Origin of the sequence: Streptomyces sp. CBMA123, assembly GCF_014596465.1 — a bacterium.
In the GTDB taxonomy this organism is placed as follows: domain Bacteria; phylum Actinomycetota; class Actinomycetes; order Streptomycetales; family Streptomycetaceae; genus Kitasatospora.
This window is the reverse complement of record NZ_MECK01000205.1, coordinates 1-9,454: the sequence shown is the minus strand read 5'-3', so window position 1 is coordinate 9,454 and position 9,454 is coordinate 1. Positions and strand designations below refer to the sequence as shown.

Here is a 9,454-nt window from a genome sequence, read left to right as displayed (position 1 = left end):
CGGCCGCCGGGCCGCGCCCGGCCCTGGGCATCGCCCTGGCGCTGCTCGCGGGCGCCGGCCAGAGCGGGCTGACCCTGTGGGCCCGGGGCGGCGGGTCGGCCCGGGCCAGTACCGGCGCCTTCACGACCGGACTGCTCTGCCTGCTGCCCTTCGCCGTGCTCCAGGGCGTGCTGCCCAGCGGCGGGCAGCCGACGCTGACCGGGGGAGCACTGCTGTTCCTCGGGACGGTGCCGACCCTGCTCGCCTACCGGTGGTACTTCAGCGGGCTGACCGCCGTGCCGGGCACCACCGCCTCGGTGCTGGTGCTGCTGGAGCCGGCCACGGCGGCGGTGATCGGCGTGCTGTTCCTCGGCGAGCCCTTCACAGCCGGGCTGGTGGCCGGTTCGGCGCTGCTGCTGGCCGCGATCGCGGCCCTGGCCCGGGCGTAGAACAGCGGCGTGCACCCGGGCGGGCCAGCCGTGGTCGCCGGGTGCACGCCGCCGTGCTGTCGTGGCCTGCATGAAGACCTCACGCGCGGCCCGGGTGGCCGTCACGACCGCGACCGCCGTCCTCCTCGCCGCCGGTGCCGCGGCCCCCGCGTCGGCGGCGGGGGCCACCCGGCGCGACGTCACCGCCGCCACCTGCCGGGCCGCGGGCGGGCACGTCGAGGGCAGCGGCTACTGCGTGGACGCGAGCGGTGAGGACGCCTGGGGCGCGGAGATCGACGGCCAGGCGGTCAATCCGGACCCGCGCCCCGGGTTCGAGTGATCCGGGCGGCTCACGGCACCGGCCGCAGCGTCACCGGTGCCGGGGTCAGCGTCCGCAGCACCAGGTCGATCCGGACCTTGGCGGCGCCCGCCCGCTGCAGCGCGGCGGCGACCGCCCGCAGTTCCTCCGGGCCGGTGCAGACGAGCCGCAGCTCCAGGTCGGCGTCCCCGGCCAGCGCGAGGCCGCTCCGCACGGCCGGGAACTCCGCCGCCAGCCGGTCGAAGTCCAGCGGGACCGGCCCGTGGCTGATCCGGGCGATCGCGTGCAGCTCGCGGGCCTGCTCGGGGCGTCCCGGAGCGGGGTCGAACCCGCCCGGGACGAGATGGAGCGGGGCCGTCACCGGTGCTGGAGGTGGACCGTCGGGGCCGGGGCGGGGGCCGCGCCCGGGCTGGCACCGGGTGCGACGGCGGTGGCGACGGGCGGGGCGACCAGGCCCGGGTCGAGGACCAGGGTGTCGACGCCGAGCGGCCCGGTGAGGACGCGCAGGGCGGCCTCGCCGAGTTCGGTGTAGGCCTGTGCGGGCCCCAGGAGGGCGGCGAGGGCCTCGGGGCTGGAGAATCCGACCGCGCAGCGGCGGCCGTCGCGCATGCGGAAGAGGCGGAGGGCGGCGGTGCTTCCGGTGCCGGTGGTGGTGACCGGAACGTGCCAGACGACGCAGGCCATGCGGATGCTCCCGAGTGGGGTGGTGGTTGCTGCCGGAACTGCTTGGCTCGACGCTAGGCCGGGCCGTGCCGCACGTCGCCGGTCCTGACGCAGCGTTGACCGAATGGGGTGGTGCGTTGACGCACTCCTGACGCCCGGCTCACCCGATTGGACTACACCAGTCCCGCGCCGGCCCGAACTCCGCCGGAACGGGGCCGTACGACCGCCCCAACCCCGCCCGTCCGGTACGGCCCGGGAGCGCTCCGCTTGCCGTCCGGCGCGCCCGGGACCACGGTGGATCCGGTCGCCGGTGCGCCCCGCGCGGGCCTCCGGATCCGACCGGCGCACGCTCCGGGGCGGGGGGCGGTGGAGCGAGGGGCCCCGGACGAGATATCTTGACGTCAAGACGTTGGAGACGTGAAGCGGAGTACCGATGACTGACTCGACCATCATCTATACGCACACCGACGAGGCTCCGGCCCTGGCGACCTACTCGTTCCTGCCGGTGGTCCAGGCGTACGCCTCGACGGCGGGTGTACGGGTGGAGACCCGTGACATCTCCCTGGCCGGGCGGATCATCGCCAGCTTCCCGGAGCGTCTGACCGAGGCCCAGCGGATCGGCGACGCCCTGGCCGAGCTCGGCGAGCTCGCCAAGGACCCGAGCGCCAACATCATCAAGCTGCCGAACATCTCGGCCTCCGTGCCGCAGCTGAAGGCCGCCGTCGCCGAGCTGCAGGCCCAGGGCTACGCCCTGCCGGACTACCCGGACGACCCGCAGACCGACGAGGACAAGGACGTCCGCGCCCGCTACGACAAGGTCAAGGGCAGCGCCGTCAACCCGGTCCTGCGCGAGGGCAACTCGGACCGCCGCGCCCCGCAGTCGGTCAAGAACTACGCCAAGAACCACCCGCACCGCATGGGCGCCTGGACCGCCGAGTCCAAGACCAACGTCGCCACCATGGGCGAGAACGACTTCCGCTCGACCGAGAAGTCCGCCGTGATCGCCGCCGACGGCACCCTGCGCATCGAGCTGGTCGGCCAGGACGGCACCACCACCGTCCTGCGCGAGAAGGTCCCGGTGCTGGCCGGCGAGGTCGTCGACGCCTCGGTGATGCGCGCCGCCGCCCTGAACGACTTCCTGGCCGCCCAGGTCGCCCGGGCCAAGGCCGAGGGCGTGCTGTTCTCGGTGCACCTCAAGGCCACCATGATGAAGGTCTCCGACCCGATCATCTTCGGCCACGTGGTCCGCACCTTCTTCCCGAAGACCTTCGCGAAGTACGGCCAGGCGCTGGTCGCCGCCGGTCTCAACCCGAACAACGGCCTCGGCGGCATCCTGGCCGGCCTGGACGGTGTGCCGCACCTGGGCGCCGAGATCAAGGCCTCCTTCGAGGCCGAGCTGGCCGAGGGCCCGGCCCTGGCCATGGTCGACTCCGACAAGGGCATCACCAACCTGCACGTGCCGAGCGACGTCATCGTCGACGCCTCGATGCCGGCCATGATCCGCACCTCCGGCCACATGTGGGGCCCGGACGGCCAGGAGGCCGACACCCTCGCCGTGCTGCCGGACAGCAGCTACGCCGGCGTGTACCAGGCCGTCATCGACGACTGCCGCGCCCACGGCGCCCTGGACCCGGCCACCATCGGTTCCGTCCCGAACGTCGGCCTGATGGCGCAGAAGGCCGAGGAGTACGGCTCCCACGACAAGACCTTCGAGATCGAGGCCGCCGGCACCGTCCGCCTGGTCGACGCCGAGGGCAACGTGGTGCTGGAGCAGGCCGTCCAGCCGGGCGACATCTTCCGCGCCTGCCAGACCAAGGACCTGCCGATCCAGGACTGGGTCAAGCTGGCCGTCACCCGCGCCCGCGCCACCGGCGACCCGGCCGTGTTCTGGCTGGACGCCGAGCGCGCCCACGACGCCGTGCTGATCGAGAAGGTCAAGGCCTACCTCCCGCAGCACGACACCACCGGTCTGCAGATCGAGATCATGTCCCCGGTCGAGGCCACCAAGTTCTCGCTGGAGCGCATCCGCCGCGGCGAGAACACCATCTCGGTCACCGGCAACGTGCTGCGCGACTACCTGACCGACCTGTTCCCGATCCTGGAGCTGGGCACCAGCGCCAAGATGCTCTCGGTCGTCCCGCTGATGGCGGGCGGCGGCCTGTTCGAGACCGGCGCCGGCGGCTCCGCCCCGAAGCACGTCCAGCAGCTGGTCAAGGAGAACTACCTGCGCTGGGACAGCCTGGGCGAGTTCTTCGCGCTGGCCGCCAGCTTCGAGCACCTGGCCACCAGCACCGGCAACGCCCGCGCCCAGGTGCTGGCCGACACCCTGGACCGCGCCACCGGCACCTTCCTCAACGAGGACAAGTCGCCGAGCCGCCGCCTCGGTGGCATCGACAACCGCGGCAGCCACTTCTACCTGGCCATGTACTGGGCCCAGGAGCTGGCCAAGCAGACCGTCGACGCCGAGCTGGCCCAGGCCTTCGACGCGCTGGCCAAGGCGCTGACCGAGCAGGAGAAGGCCATCGTGGACGAGCTGATCGCCGTCCAGGGCTCGGCCGTCGACCTCGGTGGCTACTACCAGCCGGACCCGGCCAAGGCCGCGGCCGTGATGCGCCCGTCGAAGTCCTTCAACGAGGCGATCGCCAACCTCGGCTGACGCCGATCGGGTCGAAGCACCGGGAGGCCCCCGGGTCCGCAGCCGCGGACCCGGGGGCCTCTCCGCGTGCCGGTCAGGCCAGCCCGAGCACCACGCCGGTACCGGCGAGCAGCAGCAGGGCGGCGCCGTTGGCGCGCGGCAGCGCGAGCGCCGTGCCGACCGCCTCGCGCAGCAGCTGGTACGGGCCGTGGGCGAGCGGTCCGTCCGCGCCGAGCACCCGGGCCGGGGCGCCGGCCCGGCGGGCGGCCAGGGCGGAGCGGACGGTGTGGAAGCCGCTGGTGACGACGGTGCAGCGGTAGCCGGGGTGCTCGGCGGCCATCAGGGCGGCGCTGAACCGCAGGTTCTCGGCGGTGTTCACGGCCTGCTCCTCGCGCCGGATCCGCTCGGCCGGGACGCCCCGGGCGAGCAGGTAGCGGGCCATCGCGCCGGCCTCGGTGCACTCCTCGTGCGGGCCCTTGCCGCCGGTCACCAGCAGCAGGGGCGCGTGCCCGGCGGCCTCCTCGGCGGCGAAACGTTCCAGCGCGGTGTCCAGCCGGGCTGCGAGGGTGGGAGCGGGCTCGCAGCCGTCCAGCGCGGCGCCCAGCACCACCAGGTAGTCGGCCCCGGCGGGCACCGGCCGGTGGCGCTGGACCAGCGCCCAGCCGAGGAAGCCGAGCAGCCAGAGCAGGACGTACCCGCCGAGCAGGGCGGCGGGGAGGAACAGGGCGTGCATACCCCCTCGAACGCCTCCGGCGGGAGCGCCGTTCCGGAACATGACGGAGCCCACGTCCGCCGGGGAGGACGTGGGCTCCGGGGTGCTGCGGGGCGGGGCTCAGCCGGCGTCGGCCGCTGGTGCGGCCGGGGCGGCGGCCGGGCGCTGGCCCTTCTTGTGCAGCGAGGCCAGGTAGGCGTTGTACGCCTCCAGCTCGGCGTCGCCGCTGCGCTCCTCGGCGCGGTCCCGGCGGCGGGCCTGCCGCTGCTCGGAGCCCATCCACTGGTAGACCAGCGCGATCAGCACGATCGCGGTCGGGATCTCGCCGAACGCCCAGGTGATGCCGCCGGCCAGCTTCTGGTCCTCCAGCAGGTCCGTCCCGGGTGGCGAGCCCTGGACGGTGAAGGTGGTGACCAGCGGGTGGCCGGCCATCATCACCGCCACGCCGAAGAAGGCGTGGAAGGGCATCCCCATGAACAGCTCGATGATCCGCATCACGTGGCCGGGGCGGTGCGGGCCCGGGTCCACGCCCATGATCGGCCAGAAGAAGGTCAGACCGGTCATGAGGAAGTGGACCATCATGAAGATGTGCCCGAGGCGGTACTGCATCAGGAAGTCGAACGCCGGGGTGAAGTAGACCCCGTACAGGCTCGCGATGAACATCGGGATGGTGAACGCCGGGTGCGAGATCACCCGGACGTACCGGCTGTGCAGCAGCGCCACCAGCAGTTCGCGCGGACCGCGCGGCCGGCCCTTGCCCGTCGGGCGCAGGGCGCGCAGCGCCAGCGTGATCGGGGCGCCGAGCAGCAGCAGGATCGGCGTCAGCATGGACAGCACCATGTGCTGGATCATGTGCGCGCTGAACAGCACCATGCCGTAGTCGTTCAGCCCGCTGCAGGTGACCAGCAGCATGCTGGCGACGCCCGCGACCCAGCCGACGACCCGGCCGACCGGCCAGCGGTCCCCGCGCCGGTACAGCCGGACCACGCCGGTCAGGTAGAGCGCCAGCGCGACCAGGCCGGCGAGCAGGAACACCCAGTCCGGGGACCAGGTCCACACGTTGGAGAGGGTGAACGGCCCTAGTGGGGTCATCCCGCCGTGGTGGTGCATTCCTGACATTCCGTCGCCCATCGGCGGGTCCCGCTTTCCGTCCTGGTGGTCCCCGGTGGGGTCCGGTTCGCCCGTTTTGCTTGGCATACAGCCTAGGTGGGCCTTACCCCGGTCGTACCGGCGCCCCCTCCGTAGGGGTGGCTCCGGGCGGGCGGCGCGCTGGGGCGTGTCTGATTAGACTGACCGGCCGGTCAGCAGGGAGGAAGCAGCCATGGCGGCGTCACAGCGGCCCGCGGCGCGGCCCGCGGCGGTCGCGCTCACCGGGGCGACCGGCTTCATCGGCTCCGCCGTACGGGCGGCGCTCCAGGCCCGCGGCGTCCCCGTGCGGGCGCTGGTGCGCGGGGAGCCCGTCGCGGACGGGCACACCACCTGGGTGCCCGGCGACCTCGCCGACCGGGCCGCGCTGGACGGGCTGTGCGCGGGCACCGGGGTACTGCTGCACCTCGCCTCCCTGGTCGACGGCGGCGCCGAGGACTGCGCGGCCGTCAACGACCGGGGCACGGCCGCGGTGATGGCGGCGGCCACCCGGGCCGGGATCGGGCGGATCGTCCACCTGTCGACCACGGCGGTGTACGGCGAGGGCCCGCACCCGGGCATCGGCGTCGACGAGGTGCCCGCCGCGCCGAAGTCCGAGGCCAGCCGCACCCGGCTGCTGGGCGAGGGCCACGCCCTGGCGGCCGGCGCCGTGGTGCTGCGCCCCGCGCTGGTCACCGGAGCCGGCGACCGCTGGGTGGTGCCCGCCCTGGCCGAGCTGGCCCGCAGGGTCCCGGGCCGCTGGGCGGGCGGCGACTCCCGGCTCTCCCTGGTGGACCGGACCGACCTGGCCCGGCTGATCACCGCGCTGGCGCTGGACGCCCCGGCCCCGGTGCGGGGCGTCCACCACGCCGCCCACCCGGAGCCGGTCCGCAGCGCCGAACTGCTGGACGCCCTCGCCCGGCTCGGCCTGCTGCCCGCCCCGGACGGCCCGGCGCTGTCCTGGGAGGAGTGCCTCCGGCTGCTCGCCGCCACGCCTGGACGGGTCTCCGAGCGGCAGTTCGTCATGATCGCCCGCGACCACTGGTACCGCAGCGACGACATCTGGCGCTTGGCCGCCTGCCCGCCCGGCCCGGGGCCGCTGGCCCGGCTCGCCGGGGCGGCGGGCTGGTACCGGGCGGAGCTGGGACGCTAGGGCTGTAGCCGGCGGGGCGGCTGCGGCGCCGGAGGTGGAGGAGGCGTCCGCGCACGGGACGTACGAAGGGGCTTGAACCTGACACCAGTGTGAGGCTCTACCGTCGGGGTGCCACGAACGAGGCGACGACTGACAGGGGGAACGACGATGAGCAGCGACCTGACCGGCAAGGTGGCCCTGGTGACCGGCGGCAGCCGGGGCATCGGCGCGGCGGTGGCCAAGCGGCTGGCGGCCGAGGGGGCGGCGGTGGCGCTGACCTACGTCCGGGCGGAGGAGCAGGCCCGGACGGTCGTCAAGGAGATCGAGGAGGCGGGCGGCCGGGCGGTGGCGATCCGCGCCGACCTGGTCCAGGCGGACGCCGCCGCGCACGCGGTGGAGGAGACGGTCCGGCAGTTGGGCGGGCTCGACGTCCTGGTGAACAACGCGGGCTTCCTCACCTACGGCCCGCTCGACGAGGTGACGGTCGAGGAGGTCGACCGGGTGCTCGCCGTCGACGTCCGGTCGGTGTTCCTGGCCGCCCAGGCCGCCGCCCGGCACATGGGCGGGGGCGGGCGGATCATCAGCATCGGCTCCTGCTTCAACGGGCGGGTCCCGGGGGCGAACTTCGTCCTCCAGGCGACGGCCAAGACCGCGCTCACCGGGCTGACCAGGGGCCTGGCCCGGGAGCTCGGTCCGCGCGGGATCACCGTCACCGTCGTCGACCCGGGCCCGATCGACACCGACATGAACCCGGCCGACGGCGACTCCGCCGACTTCCAGCGCTCGCTCACCGCCCTGGACCGGTTCGGCGAGGCCGAGGACATCGCCGCCGCCGTCGCCTTCCTGGCGGGCCCCGGCGGACGCTACGTCACCGGCACCGCCCTCGCGGTGGACGGCGGCTACACGGCCTGAGTGAACGGCCGGTGCGGGGGGCGGGGGCGGCGACCACCGCCCCCCGCCGGCTGGTAATGATCATGAAGCCATCCTTGGTAGCGTCGATCGCGGTGCCGCTCAACTGCGGCGCAGCACCGTCGACATGAGAGAGCATCACATGGCCCCCAGGACCATCCGTCGAGCCGTCATCCCCGCCGCCGGACTCGGCTCCCGCCTGCTGCCGCTGACCAAGGCCACCCCGAAGGAGATGCTTCCGGTCGGCGACAAGCCGGTGATCGAGCACACCGTGCGCGAGCTGATCGAGAGCGGCATCACCGACATCACCATCGTCGTCAACGGCGACAAGAGCCTGATCCAGGAGCACTTCCGCCCCAACCCGGTGCTGGTCGACCAGCTGCGCCGGGACGGCAAGGCGGCGTTCGCGGACGCCGTCGAGGAGGTCGGGGAGCTGTCCCGCAAGGGGCACATCAGCTACCTGTACCAGCACGGGCCGTACGGCAACGGCACCCCGGTGCTCAACGCCGCCCGGCACTTCGGGGACGAGCCCTGCCTGGTGCTCTGGCCGGACGACGTGTTCGTCGCCGAGGTGCCCCGCGCGCAGCAGCTGATCCGGGCGTTCGAGCAGACCAACGCGCCGGTGCTCGCGCTGATGCCGATGGCCCCCGAGGACTCCTACCGCTACGGCGTACCGGTGGTGAAGGAGGACCTCGGCGGCGGGTCGCTGCGGATCACCGGCCTGGTCGAGAAGCCCAAGCCGGTCGACGCCCCCTCCGGCTACGCCGCCATCGGCGGGTACGTGATCACCCCCGGCATCGTCGACGAGCTGCGTGAACTCACCCGCCGCTGGCACGAGAAGCCCGAGGACGAGGTCTACCTGACCGACGCCATCAACGCCTACGCGGCCCGCCGCGCCGTCTACGGGCAGGTCATCGCCGGCACCTGGTACGACACCGGCAACCCCGCCGCCTACCTGCGCGCCCAGTTCGCGGCGGCGCTCGCCAACCCGGAGTTCGGGGACGAGCTGCGGCAGCTGGCGGCGGAACTGGCCCCGGCCGAGTAGCCGGGCGCGCCGGGGCCGCCCCGCCGGGGCCGTCGCCGACGCGGCCTGCGTGACGCCGGGCGGACGCGTCATCGGCTGCCCCGTCCCGGTCGGCTGGTCGATCCTGTCCACCGTGAGCGGGAGCACCTGTACCCACCAGAACCTCTGCCTCCTCTGAGGGTGAACCCCGGTCGGATCTGACGGACCATCAACTCCGGCCGTGACGGGCCCGGTCGCCCACGTTCGGGCAACCGGGCCGCCGGGGAGCCGGTCAGGGGGGAGATCGAACCGGGGTGCCCTGAGCGAGGTCGTGGCCACCCGGGGCCGGCGAGCCGTCCGGTAGGGCGACCGCCCGGCCCCGAGCGCCTGGAGCAACGCCTACCGTTGGGCGGTGCCCTTGACGTTGGGCTGGGTCTTCTGGTTGTAGATCTCCTTGCCGTCCGCGTTGTAGGCGTGGACGTAGGGGGAGGGCGGGAAGGGGTGCGCGTCGTGGCCGGTGGTGACGGCCGCGGTGTAGGCGAAGGCGCC

General features: G+C 73.9%; 10 protein-coding genes. 6 read left to right on the top strand and 4 right to left on the bottom strand.

All coding sequences use genetic code 11. The features are described 5' to 3' along the window. Both BG452_RS22470 and BG452_RS22465 read left to right on the top strand, forming a co-directional pair. Positions 1 to 428 (top strand): EamA family transporter (locus tag BG452_RS22470; RefSeq protein ID WP_188306145.1); only part of this gene is annotated, 428 nt, incomplete at its 5' end. A 70-nt stretch (positions 429 to 498) separates the two neighbouring features. Continuing rightward, the gene (locus tag BG452_RS22465) at positions 499 to 747 is read left to right on the top strand and encodes a hypothetical protein (RefSeq protein WP_188306144.1); all 249 of its coding nucleotides are present in this window, start codon (positions 499 to 501) and stop codon (positions 745 to 747) included. A 10-nt stretch (positions 748 to 757) separates the two neighbouring features. On the opposite strand, the gene BG452_RS22460 is transcribed toward BG452_RS22465, so the two are convergent. Both BG452_RS22460 and BG452_RS22455 read right to left on the bottom strand, forming a co-directional pair. Further along, positions 758 to 1,087, bottom strand: coding sequence for a hypothetical protein (locus BG452_RS22460; protein ID WP_188306143.1), 330 nt, complete (start codon positions 1,085 to 1,087; stop codon positions 758 to 760). Continuing rightward, positions 1,084 to 1,410: an SAV_915 family protein gene (locus BG452_RS22455; protein WP_188306142.1), complete on the bottom strand. Its 327-nt coding sequence runs from the start codon at positions 1,408 to 1,410 to the stop codon at positions 1,084 to 1,086. The genes BG452_RS22460 and BG452_RS22455 overlap by 4 nt, the downstream gene beginning before the upstream one ends. Before the next feature lie 412 nt (positions 1,411 to 1,822). Here BG452_RS22455 and BG452_RS22450 point away from each other — a divergent pair, with 412 nt between their 5' ends. Continuing rightward, entirely contained in the window at positions 1,823 to 4,045 is a 2,223-nt protein-coding gene (locus tag BG452_RS22450) for an NADP-dependent isocitrate dehydrogenase (protein ID WP_188306141.1), read from the top strand. A 73-nt stretch (positions 4,046 to 4,118) separates the two neighbouring features. Here the strand turns inward: BG452_RS22450 and BG452_RS22445 are convergent, their stop codons facing one another. Beyond that, a complete protein-coding gene (locus BG452_RS22445; protein WP_188306140.1) occupies positions 4,119 to 4,757 on the bottom strand; it encodes a YdcF family protein in 639 nt (212 codons plus the stop codon). A 99-nt stretch (positions 4,758 to 4,856) separates the two neighbouring features. Further along, positions 4,857 to 5,846: a cytochrome c oxidase assembly protein gene (locus tag BG452_RS22440; protein WP_188306139.1), complete on the bottom strand. Its 990-nt coding sequence runs from the start codon at positions 5,844 to 5,846 to the stop codon at positions 4,857 to 4,859. Positions 5,847 to 6,057: 211 nt separating this feature from the next. Here BG452_RS22440 and BG452_RS22435 point away from each other — a divergent pair, with 211 nt between their 5' ends. From BG452_RS22435 to BG452_RS22425, 3 genes are all read left to right on the top strand, one after another. Further along, positions 6,058 to 7,014 carry an NAD-dependent epimerase/dehydratase family protein gene (locus BG452_RS22435; RefSeq protein ID WP_188306138.1) on the top strand — a complete coding sequence of 319 codons (957 nt, stop codon included), beginning with the start codon at positions 6,058 to 6,060 and terminating at the stop codon, positions 7,012 to 7,014. A 147-nt stretch (positions 7,015 to 7,161) separates the two neighbouring features. Next, positions 7,162 to 7,905 carry an SDR family oxidoreductase gene (locus tag BG452_RS22430; protein ID WP_188306137.1) on the top strand — a complete coding sequence of 248 codons (744 nt, stop codon included), beginning with the start codon at positions 7,162 to 7,164 and terminating at the stop codon, positions 7,903 to 7,905. A gap of 139 nt (positions 7,906 to 8,044) precedes the next feature. Continuing rightward, positions 8,045 to 8,947 carry a UTP--glucose-1-phosphate uridylyltransferase gene (locus BG452_RS22425; RefSeq protein ID WP_188306146.1) on the top strand — a complete coding sequence of 301 codons (903 nt, stop codon included), beginning with the start codon at positions 8,045 to 8,047 and terminating at the stop codon, positions 8,945 to 8,947. Positions 8,948 to 9,454: the final 507 nt, after the last annotated feature.